The sequence below is a fragment of the Burkholderia sp. B10 genome (assembly GCF_004368385.1).
Taxonomy (GTDB): domain Bacteria; phylum Pseudomonadota; class Gammaproteobacteria; order Burkholderiales; family Burkholderiaceae; genus Burkholderia; species Burkholderia vietnamiensis.
The window spans coordinates 25,326-45,460 of record NZ_PQMX01000017.1; the positions used below are offsets into that span (position 1 = coordinate 25,326).

The 20,135-nt window shown below is 66.2% G+C and carries 18 protein-coding genes and 4 tRNA genes; 11 read left to right on the plus strand and 11 right to left on the minus strand.

Going from position 1 to position 20,135, the window contains the following annotated elements:
* Positions 1-6 precede the first annotated feature (6 nt).
* The 3 genes from gmk (at position 7) to C3Y15_RS11410 (ending at position 3,382) form a co-directional block, all read left to right on the plus strand.
* Positions 7-690, plus strand: a complete 684-nt coding sequence (gmk, locus tag C3Y15_RS11400; protein ID WP_011883728.1) for a guanylate kinase — start codon at positions 7-9, stop codon at positions 688-690.
* A gap of 58 nt (positions 691-748) precedes the next feature.
* Positions 749-952: a DNA-directed RNA polymerase subunit omega gene (rpoZ, locus tag C3Y15_RS11405; RefSeq protein WP_006025620.1), complete on the plus strand. Its 204-nt coding sequence runs from the start codon at positions 749-751 to the stop codon at positions 950-952.
* Between the two features lie 63 nt (positions 953-1,015).
* Positions 1,016-3,382 (plus strand): bifunctional (p)ppGpp synthetase/guanosine-3',5'-bis(diphosphate) 3'-pyrophosphohydrolase, encoded by a 2,367-nt coding sequence (locus tag C3Y15_RS11410; protein WP_011883730.1) that lies wholly within the window; start codon positions 1,016-1,018, stop codon positions 3,380-3,382.
* A gap of 128 nt (positions 3,383-3,510) precedes the next feature.
* Here the strand turns inward: C3Y15_RS11410 and C3Y15_RS11415 are convergent.
* From C3Y15_RS11415 to C3Y15_RS11425, 3 genes are all read right to left on the minus strand, one after another.
* Positions 3,511-3,587, minus strand: a tRNA-Arg gene (locus C3Y15_RS11415).
* Between the two features lie 61 nt (positions 3,588-3,648).
* Positions 3,649-3,725 (minus strand) — tRNA-Arg (locus C3Y15_RS11420).
* Between the two features lie 65 nt (positions 3,726-3,790).
* A tRNA-Arg gene (locus C3Y15_RS11425) sits at positions 3,791-3,867 on the minus strand.
* Positions 3,868-3,997: 130 nt separating this feature from the next.
* On the opposite strand from C3Y15_RS11425, the gene greB reads away from it, so the two are divergent.
* Positions 3,998-4,561: a transcription elongation factor GreB gene (gene greB, locus C3Y15_RS11430; RefSeq protein WP_011883732.1), complete on the plus strand. Its 564-nt coding sequence runs from the start codon at positions 3,998-4,000 to the stop codon at positions 4,559-4,561.
* An 85-nt stretch (positions 4,562-4,646) separates the two neighbouring features.
* Here the strand turns inward: greB and C3Y15_RS11435 are convergent, their stop codons facing one another.
* Complete coding sequence (locus C3Y15_RS11435; RefSeq protein ID WP_014722649.1) at positions 4,647-5,789, minus strand: porin; 1,143 nt, start codon at positions 5,787-5,789, stop codon at positions 4,647-4,649.
* A gap of 520 nt (positions 5,790-6,309) precedes the next feature.
* The gene (locus C3Y15_RS11440; RefSeq protein WP_014722650.1) at positions 6,310-6,570 is read right to left on the minus strand and encodes a hypothetical protein; all 261 of its coding nucleotides are present in this window, start codon (positions 6,568-6,570) and stop codon (positions 6,310-6,312) included.
* Positions 6,571-6,961: 391 nt separating this feature from the next.
* Here C3Y15_RS11440 and C3Y15_RS11445 point away from each other — a divergent pair, with 391 nt between their 5' ends.
* Positions 6,962-7,165, plus strand: coding sequence for a cold-shock protein (locus C3Y15_RS11445; RefSeq protein ID WP_011883742.1), 204 nt, complete (start codon positions 6,962-6,964; stop codon positions 7,163-7,165).
* 160 nt (positions 7,166-7,325) lie between these two features.
* Positions 7,326-8,453 carry an exonuclease domain-containing protein gene (locus C3Y15_RS11450; RefSeq protein WP_011883743.1) on the plus strand — a complete coding sequence of 376 codons (1,128 nt, stop codon included), beginning with the start codon at positions 7,326-7,328 and terminating at the stop codon, positions 8,451-8,453.
* 36 nt (positions 8,454-8,489) lie between these two features.
* On the opposite strand, the gene C3Y15_RS11455 is transcribed toward C3Y15_RS11450, so the two are convergent.
* Both C3Y15_RS11455 and C3Y15_RS31710 read right to left on the minus strand, forming a co-directional pair.
* Positions 8,490-9,083, minus strand: a complete 594-nt coding sequence (locus tag C3Y15_RS11455; protein WP_011883744.1) for a chorismate mutase — start codon at positions 9,081-9,083, stop codon at positions 8,490-8,492.
* A gap of 223 nt (positions 9,084-9,306) precedes the next feature.
* On the minus strand, positions 9,307-9,453 hold the full coding sequence (locus C3Y15_RS31710; protein ID WP_006476612.1) for a hypothetical protein: 147 nt from the start codon (positions 9,451-9,453) through the stop codon (positions 9,307-9,309).
* A 199-nt stretch (positions 9,454-9,652) separates the two neighbouring features.
* On the opposite strand from C3Y15_RS31710, the gene C3Y15_RS11460 reads away from it, so the two are divergent.
* From C3Y15_RS11460 to C3Y15_RS11475, 4 genes are all read left to right on the plus strand, one after another.
* Positions 9,653-10,042: a DUF2946 domain-containing protein gene (locus tag C3Y15_RS11460; RefSeq protein ID WP_043291644.1), complete on the plus strand. Its 390-nt coding sequence runs from the start codon at positions 9,653-9,655 to the stop codon at positions 10,040-10,042.
* Positions 10,043-10,170: 128 nt separating this feature from the next.
* A complete protein-coding gene (locus tag C3Y15_RS11465) occupies positions 10,171-12,531 on the plus strand; it encodes a TonB-dependent receptor (protein ID WP_059475601.1) in 2,361 nt (786 codons plus the stop codon).
* Positions 12,519-13,796 (plus strand): sialidase family protein, encoded by a 1,278-nt coding sequence (locus C3Y15_RS11470; RefSeq protein ID WP_059475602.1) that lies wholly within the window; start codon positions 12,519-12,521, stop codon positions 13,794-13,796. Before C3Y15_RS11465 ends, C3Y15_RS11470 begins: the two co-directional genes overlap by 13 nt.
* Positions 13,793-14,278 (plus strand): thiol-disulfide isomerase, encoded by a 486-nt coding sequence (locus C3Y15_RS11475; protein WP_041493788.1) that lies wholly within the window; start codon positions 13,793-13,795, stop codon positions 14,276-14,278. The genes C3Y15_RS11470 and C3Y15_RS11475 overlap by 4 nt, the downstream gene beginning before the upstream one ends.
* Before the next feature lie 85 nt (positions 14,279-14,363).
* Here the strand turns inward: C3Y15_RS11475 and C3Y15_RS11480 are convergent, their stop codons facing one another.
* The 4 genes from C3Y15_RS11480 to pepN all read right to left on the minus strand — a co-directional run bounded on the left by C3Y15_RS11480 (position 14,364) and on the right by pepN (position 19,230).
* A complete protein-coding gene (locus tag C3Y15_RS11480; RefSeq protein ID WP_006476609.1) occupies positions 14,364-14,618 on the minus strand; it encodes a GlsB/YeaQ/YmgE family stress response membrane protein in 255 nt (84 codons plus the stop codon).
* Positions 14,619-15,019: 401 nt separating this feature from the next.
* Positions 15,020-15,095 (minus strand) — tRNA-Thr (locus C3Y15_RS11485).
* A 211-nt stretch (positions 15,096-15,306) separates the two neighbouring features.
* Positions 15,307-16,320, minus strand: coding sequence for a class 1 fructose-bisphosphatase (locus tag C3Y15_RS11490; protein WP_011883759.1), 1,014 nt, complete (start codon positions 16,318-16,320; stop codon positions 15,307-15,309).
* A gap of 216 nt (positions 16,321-16,536) precedes the next feature.
* Entirely contained in the window at positions 16,537-19,230 is a 2,694-nt protein-coding gene (gene pepN / locus C3Y15_RS11495; protein WP_045579359.1) for an aminopeptidase N, read from the minus strand.
* A 186-nt stretch (positions 19,231-19,416) separates the two neighbouring features.
* Between pepN and C3Y15_RS11505 the strand changes: the two genes are divergently transcribed.
* Positions 19,417-20,118: a DUF4136 domain-containing protein gene (locus C3Y15_RS11505; protein WP_011883763.1), complete on the plus strand. Its 702-nt coding sequence runs from the start codon at positions 19,417-19,419 to the stop codon at positions 20,116-20,118.
* The last annotated feature ends 17 nt before the right edge of the window (positions 20,119-20,135 follow it).

Sequence of the window (20,135 nt, forward strand, 5' to 3'; positions counted from 1 at the left end):
GCTGTCATGACCGATTCCCATCGCGACGGCCACGCGTCGCATGCGCTGCACGGCGGCGTCTATCCCGGCAACCTGTTCATGGTCATCGCGCCGTCGGGCGCCGGCAAGTCGACGCTCGTGAACGCGCTGCTGTCGAAGGACAGCGACATCTGCCTGTCGATTTCGTACACGACGCGCAAGCCGCGCCCGGGCGAGCAGGACGGCCAGCACTATCACTTCACCACCGTCGAGGATTTCCGCGCGCGTCACGCCGCGCACGAATTCCTCGAAAGCGCGGAAGTGCACGGCAACTACTACGGCACGTCGCGCGTGTGGATCGAGGAGCAGATGGCGAGCGGCCACGACGTGCTGCTCGAGATCGACTGGCAGGGCGCGCAGCAGGTGAAGCGGCAGTTTCACAACGCGGTCGGCATCTTCATCCTGCCGCCGTCGCTCGATGCGCTCGAGGAGCGTCTGAAGAAGCGCGGCCAGGACGAGCCGAACGTCATCACGCGCCGCCTGCTCGCGGCCGGCAGCGAGATGGCGCACGCGTCCGAAGCGGAATACGTGGTGATCAACGAGAATTTCGATCGTGCGCTCGCGGAACTGGAGTGCATCGTCGCGGCGACGCGCCTGCGTTTTGGTTCGCAGTACGCGCGACATGCGGAGCTGTTCATCGAACTCGGCATCCATCTGCCCCACGCGGAATGACGCGAGGGTAGAGGGACATAAGGTAGAATAACGACTATATTCAGAAGGAATTTCCAACATGGCTCGCATTACCGTCGAAGACTGCCTGAAGCAAATCCCCAACCGCTTCGAACTGGCGCTCGCCGCCACCTACCGCGCGCGGCAGCTCGCGCAAGGCCATACGCCGAAGATCGAAAGCCGCGACAAGCCGACGGTCGTCGCGCTGCGCGAAATCGCTGCCGGTCAGGTCGGCGTCGAGATGCTGAAGAAGGTGCCGGTGTAACGCGCATCCGGCCCGTTCCAGCCATGTAGTGCACGCGCGCAACGACTCGACCTGGAGGCGAATATGAGCACCACCCCATCGTCCGCCTCCGCGGATTCGACCACCGAAGTCACGGCCCAGTCGCCTGCGCGCCAGTACATCGACGCGGTCCTCGAACAATCCTTCCGGCATTTGTTCGGGCCGACCGCCACACCGGAGCAGCCTCGCAAGCACGGCGTCGTTTCGATCGCGAATCTGACGACCGCGCTTGCCGAGTATCTCGGTCCGGACGAAATCAAAGAGGTCAAGGCGGCGTTCCACTTCAGCGACGAAGCCCACCTCGGTCAATATCGCCAGAGCGGCGAACCCTACATCACTCATCCGGTCGCCGTCGCGGAAATCTGCGCCGGCTGGAAGCTCGACGCGCAAGCCGTGATGGCCGCGCTGCTGCACGACGTGATGGAAGACCAGGGCGTGACCAAGAGCGAGCTGGCCGAACGGTTCGGCCCGAAGGTCGCGGAACTGGTCGATGGCTTGTCGAAGCTCGACAAGATGGAATTCCGCAGCCGCGAGGAAGCGCAGGCGGAAAACTTCCGCAAGATGCTGCTCGCGATGGCGCGCGACGTGCGCGTCATCCTCGTCAAGCTCGCCGATCGGCTGCACAACATGCGCACGCTCGGCGCGGTGCCGATGGAAAAGCGCCGCCGCGTCGCGCGCGAGACGCTCGACATCTACGCACCGATCGCGCACCGCCTCGGGTTGAACAACACGTATCGCGAGCTGCAGGACATGAGCTTCGCGAACTTCAACCCGCATCGCTACGCGACGCTCGAGAAGGCCGTGAAGGCCGCGCGCGGCAATCGTCGCGAGGTGATCAGCAAGATCCTCGAGGCCGCGCAGCGTGCGATGACCGACGCGAAGATCGACGCGGAAATCACCGGCCGCGAAAAGACCATCTACAGCATCTACCGCAAGATGCGCGACAAGCAGCTGTCGTTCTCGCAGGTGCTCGACGTGTACGGCTTTCGCGTCGTCGTCGACAACCCGCTCGACTGCTACACGTGCATCGGCGCACTGCATGCGCTGTACAAGCCGGTGCCCGGCAAGTTCAAGGACTACATCGCGATCCCGAAGATCAACGGCTATCAGTCGCTGCACACGACGCTCGTCGGCCCGTTCGGCGCGCCGATCGAGTTCCAGGTGCGCACGCGCAAGATGCACGAGATCGCCGAGGCCGGCGTGGCCGCCCATTGGCTGTACAAGAACGGCGGCGCCGATCTGAACGACGTGCAGAAGCGCGCGCACCAGTGGCTGAAGTCGCTGCTCGACATCCAGAGCGAAGCGGGCGATTCGAGTGAGTTCCTCGAGCACGTGAAGATCGACCTGTTCCCGGACGCCGTCTACGTGTTCACGCCGAAGTCGAAGATCATGGCGCTGCCGCGCGGCGCGACGGCGCTCGACTTCGCGTATTCGATCCACAGCGATCTCGGCAACCAGTGCGTGGCCGTGAAGATCAACAACGAATTGCTGCCGCTGCGCACCGAGCTCAAGAGCGGCGATATCGTCGAGGTGATCACGGCGCCGTATTCGAAGCCGAACCCGGCGTGGCTCGGCTTCGTGCGCACCGGCAAGGCGCGTTCGGCGATTCGTCACTATCTGAAGACGATGCGCCTGAACGAGTCGGTGCAGCTCGGCGAGCGGCTCGTCGACCAGAGCCTGAAGGGTTACGGGTTCGCGCTCGCCGACGTGACGCCGGAGGTGTGGGACAAGCTCGTCCAGTGGACCGGCAACAAGAGTCGCCAGGAAATCTTCGCGGACATCGGCCTCGGCCGGCGGGTGGCGGCCGTGATGGCCAAGCGCATCGAAGTGCTGATGAGCGGCCGCGACGCGGACGACGATCTGCCGAAGTCCGAGCGCCATCCCGCGCACCATGCGCCGCCGGTCGTGATCACCGGCACCGAAGGCATGTCGGTGCAGCTGTCGGCATGCTGCCGGCCGATTCCGGGCGATGCGATCATGGGCTATATCGGCATCGGCCTCGGGATGGCGATTCATACGACCGATTGCCGTGTCGCGCAGCGCATCCACCGGCGCGATCCGGGGCGCTGGATCGACGTCGAATGGGCGCCGCAGCCGGGCAGGCTGTTCGACGTCGCGGTGAAGGCGCTGGTCAAGAACACGAAGGGCATCTTCGCGCGCGTTGCGGCGGACATCACGTCGGCCGACGCGAACATCGTGCATATCGCGATGGACGAAGATCTGACGCACGAGTCGACGGTGCTGCGCTTCGTCATCCAGGTCAGCGACCGCCTGCATCTCGCGAACGTGATGCGCCGCGTGCGCACCAATCCCGACGTGATGCGGATCATGCGCGAACGCTCGACCGAGGACGGCGCGCATGCGCGTCACGACGGCGGCATGCGGATCGAGCGCGAGCGCCAGGATTACTGACGCTGCACGGTTGCGGCGAGTCGAGACGGCGGCCACGGGCCGCCGTTTTCTTTGGGGCGACGGAAGGGAAGTCGAAGAAGGGAGCGGAAAGGAAAAAAGGGCCTTCCCGGAGGAAGGCCCTTCTGAGGTGGCGCGGCTGGCAGGATTCGAACCCACGACCCCTTGGTTCGTAGCCAAGTACTCTATCCAACTGAGCTACAGCCGCACGCAAGACGGTACTGCTTCAACTGTCGGAACCTTCTGCGATGGGAAGGCCCCCAAAAAAGTGGCGCGGCTGGCAGGATTCGAACCCACGACCCCTTGGTTCGTAGCCAAGTACTCTATCCAACTGAGCTACAGCCGCACGCAACAACAAACACTACTGCTTCGAACTGAAAGGGCCTTCGGTTTGGAAGGCCCTCGAAAAGGTGGCGCGGCTGGCAGGATTCGAACCCACGACCCCTTGGTTCGTAGCCAAGTACTCTATCCAACTGAGCTACAGCCGCACGCAGAAGCGGAAGTATAGCAGGGTTGTATAAAAAGGGAAGCCTTATCCGCAAAAAATGTCGCCTGATCTTGCATGCCCGCGTTCGTGTACCCTTGGGGCATCAGTCATTCACGTATCGAATCAGCATCATGAACAAGGCGTTTGTCAAAGAATCGGAAGGCGACGACGACGATCTCGACCCCGGTCAGCCGGCGATCCCGGCGGGCACCAAGAACTACATCACGCCGGCCGGCCACAAGCGGCTCAGGGACGAGTTGCTGAACCTGATCGACGTCGAGCGTCCGGAGGTCGTGCGCCTCGTGTCGTGGGCCGCGTCGAACGGCGACCGGTCCGAGAACGGCGATTACATCTACGGCAAGCGGCGCCTGCGCGAAATCGACCGCCGGATCCGCTTCCTGACGAAGCGGCTCGATCTCGCCGAAGTCGTCGACGCGAGCCGGCAGGAGAACGTCGACCAGGTGTTCTTCGGCGCGACCGTCGATTACGCGACGCCGGACGGCGAGGACCACACCGTGACGATCGTCGGGATCGACGAGGTGGACCTCGACCGCGGCTGCGTCAGCTGGATCTCGCCGATTGCACGGGCGCTGATCAAGGCGAAGATCGGCGATACCGTCACGTTGATGACGCCGGCCGGCCCGCAACCGATCGACGTGCTCGACGTGCGCTATCCGGCGCGGGACGACGCATGAGCGGGTAGCGGCGTGCGGCGTCGCAGTGATGCGTATCGACGTCCGCGGCGCCCGCACGGCCAGCGCCCGTGACGGCTGCGATGGTTCAGAAGCGGTGGCGCATACCCGCGGTGACGGCGATTTGCTTGTTCGTCGACGACGCGCTGCCGAGCCCGTTGATGTTCGCGCCGATCGCCAAGCCGTCCGCGTTGACGCGCTGGTATTCTCCTTGCAGATACAGGTCGGTGCGCTTCGACAGCGCATAGTCGGCTTGCAGGTTGAACTGGTGCCAGCTGGGCGACTGGCCGTCGAGGCGGGCATCGGTGTAGGTGTACGAGCCGGCCAGCGAGAATGCCGGCGTCAGCGCATAGCGGCCGTTCACCTCGTAGTTGTTGAAGCGCGTGCCGCCCGCGAGCGCGATGCCGCGCGACACACCCGACTGTCCGGCGCTGATGCCGGCCGAATCGGTGAGGCGAGTCTGCGTGAACACGAAGCCGGCGGTCGCCGGGCCGAAGCCGTAGTTCAGGCCGGCGCCCCAGGTACGCTGGCGGCCAGCCGCGAAGGTCCAGTCGCCGGCCACGGCGCCCGGGTCGCTGGCCGCGAGCGCCGGCGCGTTGACGTTGTTGTTCAGCTGCATGTAAGCGGCCGCGACGTTGAAGCCGAGGTAGCTGTATGACGCGCCGACGCTGTATGCGCGATTGTTCGCGAAGTTCGTGGCGTTCGAGAAGCCGTACAGTGCGCCGAATTTCAGGCCGCCGTAGTTCACGCTCTGGTATTTGATGGCGTTGTTGATCCGGAACGAGTTGTTCAGGTTGTCGTTGTCGAACGGGTGCGCGAACTCGGTGCCGCCGTACTGCGTGCCCGTGAGCGACAGCGGCCCCAGGTAATCGACGACGCTGTCGTATTGGCGGCCGAGCGTGAGCGAGCCGAAGCCGTCGTGCGCAAGCCCGACGAATGCCTGCCGGCCGAACTCGCGGCCGTTCTGCTTCAGCGTGCCATTGTTGATGCCGAAGCCGTTCTCCAGCGTGAAGATTGCTTTCAGGCCGCCGCCGAGATCCTCGGTACCGCGCAGCCCCCAGCGGCTGCCGTTGATCGAGCCGCTCGTTTCCTGCCACGCGCTGTGGCCGCCCTGGTTGTTCGTGTAGGTGATGCCGGCGTCGATCAGCCCGTATAGCGTGACACTGCTTTGCGCATGGGCGGCGATCGCGGGAATGCCGGCCAATGCGGCAACGATCAGCGTCTTTTTCATGATCTGTCTCCAAACGATTGTTGTCGATCGAAGCGGCAGTGGGCTGTCGCGCGCATCGCCATCGAGCGGTACGCGCGCGACATGCGGGGCAGCGGCCGCTCAGTCACCAATCCGTTTTGTAGTGTATGAAGCGCCGTGGCTCCGGTAGAGAAGCGCGTGCCGCAATACTGTATTTAGGATGGCGCAAGAATCGTCGCGCGGGCGGAGTGCCCCGATTATCCGGGCATTGCGGCGGCGCAACATACGATTGCAGTCGTCAGCAGTGCGTACTGACGTTGCGCCGTCGCGACACTGCCAACGCCACCGCGCAAACAATCCGATTATTGACACATCGGCAATAGAGGTTTGTGCGGAGCATGGATAATGAAAGGATGTAATCTCGTTATACTGCAGTCTCTGCTTTCCGAAGCAGACTTTTTCGTTGACGGAAAAGATCTCCAAACCTTTGTCGGCGCGACTTCCCAGTCGCGCTTTTTTTTGCCCGTCGTTCCTGTCCTTCCCCGCGGCTTCTCCCGCGCCGCTACGAGTACGAGCGTCGCTTGCGTCTCGCAGCCGGTTCCGCGTCGTTGGTTTGCGCCTGCGGCGGCGTATAGGTCCAGTCTTCCATCACGTAGTGACGGGCATCCAGCGGCGACGCCAACAGGTTTTGCCAATGGTCGCCGTGCCAGGTCGGATCGAACTCGGTGTCACATGGCGCTTCACGGGACTCGGCCAGCGCGCGGGACTTGCGGCGTGCGCGTGCGAGTCGGCTCGCGAAGCGCTTGATTCCGTCCAGCCACATGACCTTCTCCTCCAATTGCGTGACTCCAGCATCGCAACGTGGCGCGGCTTGCGCAACCGGAAAAAACCCCGAGGATTTTACCGGCATGATTCGACCCCGGTATGTTTTTCATCATTTCGATTAACGGTGCTCCATGCCCGGTAATATTGACAGGGTTTTGGCGCGAATTAGTTAATAGAAGACGAGTGTGTGCCCATTCCAATGGCATTGATGTGATTTTGATAAAGAGGGCGTTAAAAATTTGCTTGACGCGCCTCGATCGTCCAATTTATAAAGTGAGCACTCCGTCCCCGGACGCAGCGCCCATTGGGAATCGGCACGCTGTTACGGGTGTTCGGGAAGCGGCTATAAATGGTAGCTTTTTTGATCTAAACGAGTGGGGAACGAAGGTATGGATACCGGTATCGTAAAATGGTTTAACGATGCTAAAGGTTTTGGCTTTATTACATCCGACAATGGCGGCGAAGATTTGTTTGCGCACTTCTCCGAAATCCGGATGGAAGGCTTCAAGACGTTGAAGGAAAACCAGCGCGTTTCGTTCGAGGTGAAGGTCGGCCCGAAGGGCAAGCAGGCAGCGAATATCCAGGCAGCCTGACGCGCCGCGTAGTACCGATCACGTCCGGCCCCCGCATAGCGGGGGCTTTTTGCTTTTCCGGCCGCGAAAACGGTCGACGGGCGGATCGATTTCGGTTGCACTGGCCCGCGACACCCGCGCCGGTGCATACTCGCGGAAGCATCGTTTCTCCCGTCTCTTCATGTCCGACCTTTATCCGTCCGATCCTGCCAGCGAACAGCCGCTCGTCTTCGTCGACCTCGAAACCACTGGTGGATCGCCCGCCGAACATCGCATTACCGAAATCGGGGTAGTCGAAATCGGTCCGGGCCACATGTCCACATGGACGACGCTGGTCAATCCCGGGCAGCCGATCCCGCCGTTCATCCAACAGCTGACCGGTATTTCGGACGACATGGTGCGCGACGCGCCGTCGTTTGCGTCGCTCGCGCCGGCGCTGTTCGAGCGTTTGGACGGCAAGCTGTTCGTCGCGCACAACGCGAGCTTCGACCGTGGTTTTCTGCGCGCAGAATTCGAGCGCGCCGGCCTCGCATTCAACCCCGACGTGCTATGCACGGTGAAGCTGTCGCGCGCGCTGTTTCCGCGCGAGTCGCGGCATGGCCTCGATGCGCTGATCGAGCGGTATGGGCTGGTCCCCGCCGCGCGCCACCGCGCGCTCGCGGATGCGGACCTGATTTGGCAGTTCTGGCGGCAATTACACACGCTCGTGCCGCTCGAGCGCTTGCGCGACCAGATCGCACGTACGACGCGCCACTTCCGTCTGGGCGGCGACTTGACCGAAGCATGGCTCGATACCGCGCCGGCCGGATGCGGCGCCTATGCGCTGTTCGGCGAGGGCGACGAAGCGCTGTACGTCGGCCGCAGCGTGCGTGTCCGGCAGCGCTTGCGTGCGCTGCTGACCGGCGAGCGGCGCTCGTCGAAGGAAATGCGGATCGCGCAGCAGGTGCGGCGCGTCGAGTGGCGGGAGACCGGCAACGAGCTGGGCGCGATGCTTGCCGAAGCGCAGTGGATCGCGCGCCTGCGCCCGGCATACAACCGGCGACCCACGGCTGCGGCCGTACGTGCCGGTGATGCGCCCTGGCCGTTCGACGGCGCGGTCGCGTTCGAGGCGCACGGCGAGCGCAGCCTGTTTCATGTGATCGATGCGTGGCGCTACCTCGGCGTGGCCGAGTCGCTCGACGCCGCCGCGCGGCTCGCGGCGGACGGCACGGACGGCGCGTTCGAGCCCCATACGCAGCGTCTGTTGCAGACCTATCTCGCGCGCGGCCTCCAATTGATCCCGCTGGCGGCGTTCGCGGCAGCCGACTGAGAATCGCGCGCGGCTGCCTGCGATCGTGGCGGCCGGTCAGCCGATCGCGCTGGCGCCGCCCGCCGAGCAAACATGGGACAGCGCGGTGCCGAGCGCCTGCGTACGCGTCGAATCGTAGCGGGTAAGCGTCTTCCAGTTCGCGATGCTGCGCGCGAGCCGCGCCTGGCAATCCGGTGCGTCGCGTACCGGCGCGGCTTGCGCGAGCGCGGCCAGCATCTTCTGCGTGAGCTGGTCGAGCGCCGGGCGCGTGCTGGTCGCGAGGTCGGGTGGCGTTCCTTCCGGAGGCCGCGTCGCGCGCCAGTTGGCGAACAGCGCGTTTTGCACGTCCTTGCTGGCGGCGATCTGGTCCTCGAAGAAGGTGCGGGCGACCGCCGCGTCGACGCCGGCTTGGACCGCGCGCTTTTCCACCGACGCGAGCAGCGCGGCTTCGCGCGGCTTGTCTTCGATCGCCTGGTGGTTGGCCCATTTCCAGCGCGCGACCGGCTCGGCAAGCGCGAGCCGCTGCGACGCAAGGGCGACGAGATTGGTGAGCGCGGTGTCGTCGCCGTCTGCGCGCGCTGCGGGCGGCGCCGAAAGGAATGCGACACCCAGCGTGGCGACAGCGAGGCTGGCACGAATGGCTTGTTTCATCGGGACGTTCGGAAGTGGCCGCAGGGGCCGTGGCGGGAAAACCAGAAGGATAGACGAAGACGGCCGCGCGGCGGAGCGACGCGACAGCGGATATTCAGCGGACGCGCCGAACCGGCACCGTCAGGCCGTTGCAGCCCGGGTGCAAAGCGATCTGCGCACGAAACGCAGCGAGAAACCGCACGATCTCGATCGACACGCGACGGTTACGGAACGGAACGCGCGATCACTTCGGCGCGTAGAGCTTGTGCTGCTCGTCGAAGAATGCCCGGACGTGCTCGGGCAACTCGGCGAGGAACTCGACGCCGACGGGCTCCGGATCCGGGCTCATCACTTGCTCGGGCGGCGGCATGCGGGTTGGTCTTTCATCCATGATCGTTTCTCCAGCGGGTTCAATAATTATCAACCTCGCGCTCGGATTTATGCCAGAGGCGAATCGTTAGTTTTTGTCTCTGTTGTATTAACGGCACATGCGTTGGCGCGCGCTGTCCGATGCCGACTATTGCGCCGCGCAGGATCGGCAACGATCGGTCCGCTTGTTATACTTCGCGCGCACTTTTTCCTCGACCGCGATGACACGAAAGACGCGATGGATCGGCCTCGTCTGGCTGGCGCTGGTACTGAACGTACTGTCGCCAGTCATCGGCTATGCGCGCGTCGCGGCGAGCGGTTCCGGCGCGCTTCCGCTCGAGCTGTGCAGTGCGGCCGGCGCCCACCGCGTCGTGTTCGCACCGTCCGCCGACGAGCAGGGCGCGGCGTCGTTCGACCATGCCGCCGTACCGCACTGCGTGTACTGCCCGGGCTTCGCGTCGAACGTCGCGCTCGCCACCAGCGTGCCTGTCTTGCCCGGCTTCGTGCGCGCGTTCGCCTACCGGGCCGTCGCACCTGTCGTGCCCGATCGTCCCGGGCAGCCTATCCGACTCGCGCAGCCGCGCGGCCCGCCTGAAAACGTCCCGATCTGATTGATATCGTCCGCGCGCCTCGACGGCGCGCGTGCCGCCCGCGGGCGCGTTCCGCGCGCCACGCCTCACGCGCGCGCTGCGTGCGCTCGCGTGCTGCGGCATTCGGTCACGTTTTCAGGAATTGATCCATGTCGTTCACCTTCGCCGCGCGCCCGCCGCGCGGACGGCTCGCGCTCGCGTGCGCGACCGCTTTCGTATGGCCGCTCGCGCAAGCGGCCCCGATCGACGGCGCGTCCGCCGATCCGACCTCCGGCGCGACGCGCGTGTCCGCCGACGGCGCGCCGTCCGCTGCCGTGCCCACGCCCGCACCCACGCCGACCGGCGACACGCTCAGCGCCGTCAGCATCACCGCCCAGCGCCAAAGCGTCGATCCCGACACGCCGGCCGTCGTCGAGTCGATCACGCGCGAGCAGATCGACTCGCACACCAACACCAGCACCGAGGACGCGCTGAAGTACGCGCCCAACCTGATGGTGCGCAAGCGCTACATCGGCGACCGCAACAGCGTGTTCGCCGGGCGCGACTTCAACGAGCTGCAGAGTGCGCGCGGGCTCGTCTATGCCGACGGCCTGCTGCTGTCGAACCTGCTCGGCTCGAGCTATGCGTACCCGCCGCGCTGGTCGCTGATCGCCCCCGACGACATCGCGCGCGTCGACGTGCTGTACGGCCCGTTTTCCGCGCTCTATCCGGGCAACGCGATCGGCTCGACCGTGCTGCTGACGACGCGCAAGCCCGACCGGCTCGAGGCGTCGGTGTCGACGCAGTTCTTCACGCAGCGCTATCGCGACGGCTACGGGTTCGCGGACAGCTTCGGCGGCAACCATCAGACGGCGAGAATCGCGAACCGCATCGGCAGGTTCTGGTTTTCGCTGTCGCTCGACCGGCTGGAGAACGATGGCCAGCCGATGCAGTATGCGAGTCCCAATGCCGCGTACAACCCGCGACTCGGCGCGGCGGTGCCCGTGACCGGCGCGGCCACCGACATCGGGCCCAACGGCAAGCCGCGCACGATCGTCGGCGCGCAGAACATCGAGCGGACCGAGCAGCTCAACGGCACGGTGCGGATGGGCTATGCGTTCACCGACCACGTCGATGCGACCCTCACGCTCGGTCACTGGGAAAACCACTACCGGCAGCACGGCGCCACCTTCCTGCGCGACGCGGCCGGCAATCCGGTGTACGGCGGCAACGTGTCGATCGGCGGCCGCAACATGACCGTCGCGCCAAGCGCATTCGCGCCGCAGCGCGGCGACCAGGAGAACTGGCTGTACGCGCTCGGGCTGAACGGCCGGCTCGATTCCGGCTGGAGGCTGTCGGGCGTGGTGTCGGCCTACGACGTGTCGCGCGACGTGCTGCGCGCCGCGTCGACCGCGCAGGGCGGTGCGGGGACGCTGTTCGACGGCAACGGCACGGGCTGGCGCACGCTCGACCTGAAGGCCGAGGCGCCGGACGTGCATGGTCATACGCTCACGTTCGGCTATCACTACGACAACTATTTCCTGCGCAACGTCACGTACAACACGGCCGACTGGCTGGCCGGGCCGAGCGCGTCGGTCGCGAGCGTCTACCGCGGCGATACGCGCACGCAGGCGCTGTTCGCGCAGGACGCGTGGCGGTTCGCGCCCGGCTGGCTCGCGACGCTCGGCCTGCGCTACGAGCGCTGGGACGCCTACGGCGGCGCGCTCGGCAACGGGAGCGCCACGCTCGGCTACGCCGACCGCGGCGCGAATGCGCTGTCGCCGAAGGTCGCGCTGCAATGGGACGCGACCGACGTGTGGCGCTTCCGGCTGTCGTTCGCGACGGGCACGCGTTTTCCGACGGTCGGCGAGCTGTTCCAGGGGACGATCTCGAACAACGCGATCGTCAACAACAACCCGGGCCTGCGGCCGGAAAAGGCGATCGACTGGGATTTCACGGCCGAGCGCGACGTCGGCGTCGGCGTGGTGCGGGCGAGCGTGTTCCAGAGCGACCTGCGCGATTCGATCTACAGCCAGACGACGGTGTCGGGCGCAACGACGGTCACCAATATCTCGAACGTCGACCGCGTGCGCGTGCGCGGCGTCGAGCTCGCATTCAGCGGCCGCAACGTCGGGCTGCGCGGGCTCGACATCGACGCGAACGTCTCCGCCAGCAACGCGCAGATCCTGGCCGATGCCGTCAATCCGGCGTACGTGGGGTCGCGCTTTCCGCGCATCCCGCGCGTGCGCGCGAACCTGCTCGCGTCGTACCGCTTCGACGAACACTGGCTGGGAAGCGTCGGCGTGCGCTACTCGGGCCGCCAGTTCAACACGCTCGACAACAGCGACGTGAATCCCGACGTGTACGGCGGCACCAGCAACTTCACGATCGTCGATCTGAAGGCCCGTTACAGCTTCGACCGTCACTGGAGCGCCTCGGTCGGCATCGACAACGTGACCGACCGCCGCTACTACGTGTTCCATCCGTACCCGGGCCGTACCTTCTTTGGAGAATTGAAATGGTCGCTGTGAAATCGTTCGCGGCAGCTTGCGCGTTGTGGCTCGCAACGCTGTCGTGCGCCGCCGCGCACGATCTGCGGGATACGCACGCCGCACCGCAGGCGGCCGATCCGCATGCCGCGCACATGAGCATGCAGCCGGCGCCGGCGCAGCAGAAGCCGCCGCTCGCCACCGGCGCGGCGTTCGATGCGCGGCACCGGCTGTGGGTCGCATGGGTAGAAGGCGCGCACGTCGTCGTCGCGCACTCGGACGACGCGGGCCGCACGCTGTCCGCGCCGGTCACCGTCAACGCGATGCCCGAGCCGATCTACACCAGCGCGGAAAATCGGCCGAAGCTCGCGACGAGCCCGGACGGCCGCGCGGTGTACGTGTCGTGGTCGATGCCGCTCGATGCGCCCTACACGGGGATGGTGCGCTTCTCGCGTTCGCTCGACGGCGGCGCGACGTGGAGCGTGCCGATCACCGTGCATCGCGACCGTCAGGCGATCACGCACCGCTTCGACATGATGGCCGTCGACCCGGCCGGCAACATCGCGATCGCGTGGATCGACAAGCGCGATCTCGTCGCGGCGAAGGCGGCGGGGCAGTCGTACGACGGCGCGGCCGTCTACTACGCGGTGTCGCGGGACGGCGGCGCGTCGTTCGAAGCGGAGCGCAAGGTGACCGACCACACGTGCGAATGCTGCCGGATCGCGATGGCCGTCGATCCGGCCGGCCGCATCGAGGCCGTATGGCGCAACGTGTTTCCCGGGCAGATTCGCGATCACGTGCTCGCGGTGCTGCCGATCGCGGCATCGGAGCCGGTCGTGCCGTTGCGCGCGACCTTCTCGAACTGGCGGGTCGACGCGTGCCCCGAGCACGGGCCCGCGCTCGCGATCACGCCGGACGGCACGCGCCACATCGCGTGGTTCGGCGTGGTCGACGGCCGCGCCGACGTGTTCTATTCGCGCATCGACGCAGACGGGCGGCCGCGCGGCGCGCCGTGGGCGTTCGGCGCGAATCCGGCGGCGCCGGACGAACAGGCGTCGCATGCGGCGCTCGTCGCGCGCGGCGACATCGTGTGGCTCGCGTGGAAGGCGTTCGACGGCGACACGATGCACATCAGGCTGCGCCGCTCGGACGATCGCGGCGAGCACTGGTCGGCGCCGCGCGACATCGCGTCGACGTCCGGCGCGAGCGACAACCCGCAGCTGCTCGACGATGCGGGCCGCATCTACGTGTCGTGGCGCACGCGTAACGACGGCTATCGGCTGATTCCGGTGGAGGGCGCGCAATGAAGCGAGGGTGGATCGTGGCGCTCGGCGCGCTGCTCGCGAGCGTGCCGGCATGGGCCGGCGAGCTGCAGCCGCTGCGTGCGGCCGAGGTCGCGACGCTGTACGCGAGCGCGCATGAGCGGCCGCTCGCCGTCGAGATCTGGTCGCTGGACTGCGGCTATTGTCGCGAGAATGCCGCGCATCTGGTGGCGTGGCAGCGCCGGCATCCGGACGTGCGGCTCGCGATGGTCGCGCTCGACGCTTACGATGACAGCGCTGCCGCGCTCGCCCACGCGCTCGCGCAAATGAACTTGCCGCCGCAAGTGGCGCAATACGCGAACGCGGAGCCGATGCCCGAGCGGCTGCGCGCGGCGCTCGATGCGGGATGGCGAGGAGAAATGCCGCGTACCGTGTGGATCGGCCGCGACGGTGTGCGCGACGCGCGCAGCGGCTTGCTGACGTCCGACGTGCTGGACGGCTGGCTGCGGCACGGCAACGGCCGCTGACGAGGACGGCGGCGCGCGAAGGGCTGCGCGCCGCGTCTCGGTGGGCCAGAAACGAAAACGCGCCCGAAGGCGCGCGAGAAGATCGTCAGGCCGCGCGCCTGAATAGCCGGATCACGAACAGCAGGATCACGGCGCCGATCACCGCGACGATCACCGAGCCGATGAAGCCGCTGCCGATGCTGATGCCGAGCAGCCCGGCAAGCCAGCCGCCGATCACCGCGCCGACGATGCCGACGATGATGTCGACGATCAGCCCGAACCCGCCGCCCTTGACCAGCAGGCCGGCGAGCCAGCCGGCGATCGCGCCGATGATGAGCCACATAATCAAGCCATGAGTCATGGTGATCCTCTCCTTGTGTTTGAGTCGAAATGACCGGACGCCGGCTGTTCTGCCGCATGCTGCTTGAAGGCGACAGTGCGACCCGCCGCGCCGCCTTCGCAATGTAACGCGATAGACGGGTCGGAATCGTTAAGTAATGTTATGCACGCTTAAACGCTTTTTCCAGCAGATTCGCCGGCTCACCGGGCGTGGTGCGTGGGAGAGGAGAGCGGTGTCGGGAGCGATGCTGGCTGAGCGGCGGCTGCCGCAACGTGGCGCACGGCAAGGTGTCGCAGCGGCAATCACGCGGCTGCGTAGCGCAGGCTGAATGAGAGGGAGAACGGGCGCACGCGGTGTTGCACGAACGTGGGTCGGAAAAAAGAAAAGGCCTGACGAGCATTACTCGTCAGGCCTTTATGTCTTGGTGCCGGAGATAGGAGTCGAACCTACGACCTTCGCATTACGAATGCGCTGCTCTACCAACTGAGCTACACCGGCAGCAGAGAAATGAAATTATATGGTCAAGTCCGAGATCTTGGCAATAGGTTTTGCGAAATTTTTTCAGCTTGCTGCTGCTTCTACTTCGCGAAACCGTCGATCCGGCGGGCTTGCCGCTTTCACTTCACTACGATGCGGCTTGTGAGGGCCGCATCGCGAAGGCGCGATTCTACTGAGGTCGCGCGCCTTCGTCCAGTGCTTCGATGCAAATTTATTTGCCTTCGTTGTGATAGGCGGTCACGCGCTCGACTTCGTTCTTCGAGCCGAGGAACACCGGCACGCGCTGGTGCAGGCCGGTCGGCTGCACTTCCATGATGCGCTGCGTGCCCGTGGTCGCCGCGCCGCCTGCCTGCTCGACGATGAACGACATCGGGTTCGCTTCGTACATCAGGCGCAGCTTGCCCGGACGATCGGGCGTGCGCTTGTCGGCCGGATACATGAAGATGCCGCCACGGTTCAGGATGCGGTGCACGTCGGCCACCATCGACGCGATCCAGCGCATGTTGAAGTTGTCGCCGCGCGGGCCTTCCTTGCCGGCGTTCAGTTCGGAGACGTAGCGCTGCACCGGCTCGTACCAGTGGCGCGCGTTCGATGCGTTGATCGCGTACTCGCGCGTGTCGGCCGGGATCTGCATGTTGCTTTGCGTGAGCACCCACGATCCGACTTCGCGGTCGAGCGTGAAGCAGTTCACGCCGTTGCCGGTCGTCAGCACGAACACCGACTGCGGGCCGTACACCGCGTAGCCGGCCGCGACCTGTTCGGTGCCCGGTTGCAGGAACGATTCCTCGGTGGCCTGCTTGCCGTGCGGGCAGCGCAGCACCGAGAAGATCGTGCCGATCGACACGTTCACGTCGATGTTCGACGAGCCGTCGAGCGGATCGAACACGAGCAGGTATTCGCCGCGCGGGTAGTTCGCGGGGATCGGGAAGAACGTTTCCATTTCCTCCGACGCCATCGCGGCGAGGTTGCCGCCCCATTCGTTCGCGTCGAGCAGGATCTCGTTCGACAGGATGTCGAGCTTCTTCTGCACTTCGCCCTGGACGTTCTCGCTGCCGGCGGTGCCGAGTGCGTCGCCGAGCGCGCCCTTCGACACGTTGTAGCTGATCGCCTTGCACGCGCGGGCGACGACTTCGATCAGCAGCCGCAGGTCGGCGGGCAGGTTGTTGGTCTCACGCTGCTGCTCGATCAGGAACTTGGACAGCGTGGTGCGGCGGGCAATGGACATGACAGACTCCGAAAGGCCAAAGAATCCTTGAATTGCCGCAATTTTACCCGGCACGCCCGTCGCGCCGCCGCCTTTTTTCGTCCGGTTACATGGACGCGACGCGCCCGTGCGGCGGCCCCGCCCGAGCCTGGCCGGTGTGGAGCCGACAAAAAAAAGCCGGCGCCGCAACGAGGCGGCGCCGGCTTGGTCGCAGCGGCAGGCGATGCGTCGCGCGCGTTATGCGAGCGCCTTCTCGACGATCTCGCGCACGTCGCGCGATTTCGCGCCGGCCGCGACCTGCTCCAACGCTTCGCGCATCCGGTCGCGCAGCGTCGGCGTGAAGCGGCGCCACAGTTCGAGCGAGCGGGCGAGGCGCGCGGCGACCTGCGGATTGATCGCGTCGAGCGCGAGCACCTGCTCGGCCCAGAACGCGTAACCCGAGCCGTCCGCCGCGTGGAACTGCGCCGGGTTCGCCGCGCAGAAGCTGAAGATCAGCGAGCGTGCGCGGTTCGGATTCTTCAGATTGAACGCGGGATGCGCCATCAGGTTGCGGACCTGCGCGAGCGTCGGCCGCGCCGGCGTGCCGCGCTGCGCGGCCTGCATCGCGAACCACTTGTCGATCACGAGCGCCTCGTTCTCGAAGCGGCGGTAGAAGTCGCCGAGCGCGCGCTCGGCCGCGTCCGTCGCACCGGCCGCAGCGCCCGCCAGCAGCGCGCCGAGCGCGGCGGCGCGATCGGTCATGTTGTTCGCCGCGTCGTACTGCGCGGTGGCGATGCGCACGGCTTCGGCCGGATCCTCGAGTTCGGCGAGATACGCGAGCGCGAGGTTCTTCAGCGCGCGGCGGCCGGCCGCGTCGGGCGTCGGTTCGTACGCGCCGGGCGTCTGATGCTGCTCGTATGCGGCCAGCCACTCGGCGCGCAGCGCGGTCGCGAGCTGGCGGCGCACGAACTGGCGCGCGCGGTGCACGGCGGCCGGGTCGGCTTCGGCCATCTGGTCGGCCAGATAGGTTTCCGACGGCAGCGTCAGCGCGAGCTCGCGGAACGCGGGCGACAGGCTGTCGTCGGTCAGCACGCGGCGGAACGCGGCGATGAAGTTCTCGCCGAGCGCGAGCGGCTCGTTCGCCGCGGCGCGCGCGGCGAGCGTGAGCAGCGCGCGCGTCGCGAGACGCTGGCCGGCTTCCCAGCGGTTGAACGGATCGCTGTCGTGCGCGAGCAGGAACGCGAGATCGTCGTCGCTGTAGTCGTACTCGACGATGACCGGCGCCGAGAAGTTGCGCAGCAGCGACGGCAGCGGCTCTTCCGCCACGTCGACGAACGTGAAGGTCTGCTCGGCGGCCGTGAATTCGAGCACGCGCGTCGTGCCCGACGCAGCGGCTTCGCCGTCGAGGCGCAACGGCAGATCGCGGCCGTCGCGGCCGATCAGGCCGAGCGCGAACGGAATTAGCAGCGGCCCTTGCTGGGTCGCGCGCGCGGCCGGCGACGCGTCGCCGTAGCCCTGCGCGAGCGTGATCGTATAGCGTCGCGCGGCCGCGTCGTAGGCGGTGCGGACCGACACGCGCGGCGTGCCGGCCTGGCTGTACCAGCGCTCGAATTGCGCGAGGTCGCGCCCGTTCGCGTCGGCCATCGCATGCCGGAAGTCGTCGCAGGTGACCGCGTGACCGTCGTGGCGCTTGAAGTACAGGTCCATCCCCTTGCGGAAGCCGTCGCGGCCGAACAGCGTCTGGTACATCCGCACGACTTCCGAGCCTTTCTCGTAGACGGTCATCGTGTAGAAGTTGTTGATCTCGACATAGCTTTCCGGGCGTACCGGATGCGCCATCGGGCCGGCGTCCTCGGCGAACTGCAGCTGGCGCAGCACGCGGACGTCCTCGATGCGCTTGACCGCGCGGGCCGCCGATTCGACGTCGTCGCCCGCGGCCATGTCGGCCGAGAACTCCTGGTCGCGGAACACGGTCAGGCCTTCCTTCAGGCTCAGCTGGAACCAGTCGCGGCAGGTCACGCGATTGCCGGTCCAGTTGTGGAAGTACTCGTGGCCGACCACCGATTCGATGTTCGCGAAGTCGGTGTCGGTCGCGGTCTCGGGGTTCGCCAGCACGTACTTCGTGTTGAAGATGTTGAGCCCCTTGTTCTCCATCGCGCCCATGTTGAAGTCGCCGACCGCGACGATCATGAAGCGGTCCAGATCGAGCTCGAGGCCGAAGCGCCGCTCGTCCCAGCGGATCGAATGGATCAGCGAATCCATCGCATGGCGCGTCTTGTCGAGATCGGCCGGTTCGACCCACACCTGCAGCAGTTTTTCCTTGCCCGAGCCGGTCGTGATCTTCTCCTCGATCGCGACGAGCTTGCCCGCGACGAGCGCGAACAGATAGCTCGGCTTGCGGAACGGGTCTTCCCATTTCGCGAAGTGGCGGCCGTCCGGCAGCTCGCCCGAGTCGACGAGGTTGCCGTTCGACAGCAGCACCGGGTACGCGGCCTTGTCGGCGCGCAGCGTGACGACGTACGACGCCATCACGTCCGGCCGGTCGACGAAGTAGGTGATGCGGCGAAAGCCTTCGGCTTCGCACTGCGTGAAGAAGTTGCCGCTCGAGACGTACAGGCCCGACAGCGTGGTGTTCTGGTCCGGCGCACATGCGCTGTCGAGCGTGAGCTCGAACGCGTCGGGCACGTTTTCGACCGTCAGCCCGTGTTCGTGCGCGCGCACCGCGCCGTACGGCGCGCCGTCGAGCCGTGCGCCGAGGAAGTCGAGCGCTTCGCCCATCAGCTCGAGATGCGGTGCGGGCGCGGCGTCCGGGTTGCGGCGCACGCGCATCGTATTCCTGACGACCGTGCGAGCCGGTGCGAGATCGAATTCGAGTGCGACGGAGTCGATGAGGAAGGCCGGCGGCGTGTAGTCGGCGCGGCGGATCACGGTGGAGGAAGCGTTGTCGGACATGGTCGTCGAGGTGGGTGGAATGGGGATCGGGCCCGCGGCGCGGGCCGGGCGAGTCGGGTCATTGTACAAAGGCTTGCGCCCGCGTGCCGCGCGAACTTTTTGCCGGCTCGGGGAGTCCGCGTATCATCGGCATCCCGTGCGCTTCGCGCGGTGCGACGTGCGGGTGACGGATCGACGAGGATCGACATGAAACGCGAATGGATACGACGCGGTGCGGGCTGGGCGGCTGCGCTGGCCGTGGCGCTGCTGACCGGCTGCACCAGCTACGTGACGACGCAGGTCACGGCCTTCTCCGACTGGAGCGGCAGCGACGCGACACGCACCTATGCGTTCACGCGCACCGACGCGCAGAAGCAGAGCATCGAGCAGTCGACGTACGAGCCGATCGTCGCGAACGAACTGTCCGCCTATGCGTTCCGGCAGGTGCCGGCCGCGCAGGCGCGCTACCTGGTGGGGCTCAGCTATGGCGTCGGCAGCGATCTGGTGACGGTGCCGCAACCCGTCTATTACGACCCGTGGTTCATCGGTCCCGGGCCGTACTGGCGCGGCGGGCCCTGGGGGCCATGGGGCCCGTGGGGACCGATGCCGGCCGGCTACGTCGCGCAGACCTATCAGGTCTACGACTACACGCTCGGCATCCGCATCACCGAGCGTGCGACCGGCAAGGAAGTCTATAACGTGACCGCGCGCACCACCGGCGACAACGGTGCGCTGCTGTACGCGATGCCGTTCCTCGCGCGCAGCGCGCTCGCCGATTTCCCGCTGTCGAACGGCGCGATCCGCACGGTGCGGCTACCGGTCGACAAGCATGGCGGGCCGGCCGCTCCGGCTGCCAACGAGCGCGCGGTGCCGGCGGTGCCGGCCTCGGCTGCGGCGGTCGCGAAGTAAAAAAGTAACGCGCGCGC

Excerpts from the sequence above, each read along its gene's own strand:
- gmk (WP_011883728.1), top strand. The coding sequence starts at position 7 with ATGACCGATTCCCATCGCGACGGCCACGCGTCGCATGCGCTGCACGGC.
- rpoZ (WP_006025620.1), top strand. The coding sequence starts at position 749 with ATGGCTCGCATTACCGTCGAAGACTGCCTGAAGCAAATCCCCAACCGC.
- C3Y15_RS11410 (WP_011883730.1), top strand. The coding sequence starts at position 1,016 with ATGAGCACCACCCCATCGTCCGCCTCCGCGGATTCGACCACCGAAGTC.
- greB (WP_011883732.1), top strand. The coding sequence starts at position 3,998 with ATGAACAAGGCGTTTGTCAAAGAATCGGAAGGCGACGACGACGATCTC.
- C3Y15_RS11435 (WP_014722649.1), bottom strand. The coding sequence starts at position 5,789 with ATGAAAAAGACGCTGATCGTTGCCGCATTGGCCGGCATTCCCGCGATC.
- C3Y15_RS11440 (WP_014722650.1), bottom strand. The coding sequence starts at position 6,570 with ATGTGGCTGGACGGAATCAAGCGCTTCGCGAGCCGACTCGCACGCGCA.
- C3Y15_RS11445 (WP_011883742.1), top strand. The coding sequence starts at position 6,962 with ATGGATACCGGTATCGTAAAATGGTTTAACGATGCTAAAGGTTTTGGC.
- C3Y15_RS11450 (WP_011883743.1), top strand. The coding sequence starts at position 7,326 with ATGTCCGACCTTTATCCGTCCGATCCTGCCAGCGAACAGCCGCTCGTC.
- C3Y15_RS11455 (WP_011883744.1), bottom strand. The coding sequence starts at position 9,083 with ATGAAACAAGCCATTCGTGCCAGCCTCGCTGTCGCCACGCTGGGTGTC.
- C3Y15_RS31710 (WP_006476612.1), bottom strand. The coding sequence starts at position 9,453 with ATGGATGAAAGACCAACCCGCATGCCGCCGCCCGAGCAAGTGATGAGC.
- C3Y15_RS11460 (WP_043291644.1), top strand. The coding sequence starts at position 9,653 with ATGACACGAAAGACGCGATGGATCGGCCTCGTCTGGCTGGCGCTGGTA.
- C3Y15_RS11465 (WP_059475601.1), top strand. The coding sequence starts at position 10,171 with ATGTCGTTCACCTTCGCCGCGCGCCCGCCGCGCGGACGGCTCGCGCTC.
- C3Y15_RS11470 (WP_059475602.1), top strand. The coding sequence starts at position 12,519 with ATGGTCGCTGTGAAATCGTTCGCGGCAGCTTGCGCGTTGTGGCTCGCA.
- C3Y15_RS11475 (WP_041493788.1), top strand. The coding sequence starts at position 13,793 with ATGAAGCGAGGGTGGATCGTGGCGCTCGGCGCGCTGCTCGCGAGCGTG.
- C3Y15_RS11480 (WP_006476609.1), bottom strand. The coding sequence starts at position 14,618 with ATGACTCATGGCTTGATTATGTGGCTCATCATCGGCGCGATCGCCGGC.
- C3Y15_RS11490 (WP_011883759.1), bottom strand. The coding sequence starts at position 16,320 with ATGTCCATTGCCCGCCGCACCACGCTGTCCAAGTTCCTGATCGAGCAG.
- pepN (WP_045579359.1), bottom strand. The coding sequence starts at position 19,230 with ATGTCCGACAACGCTTCCTCCACCGTGATCCGCCGCGCCGACTACACG.
- C3Y15_RS11505 (WP_011883763.1), top strand. The coding sequence starts at position 19,417 with ATGAAACGCGAATGGATACGACGCGGTGCGGGCTGGGCGGCTGCGCTG.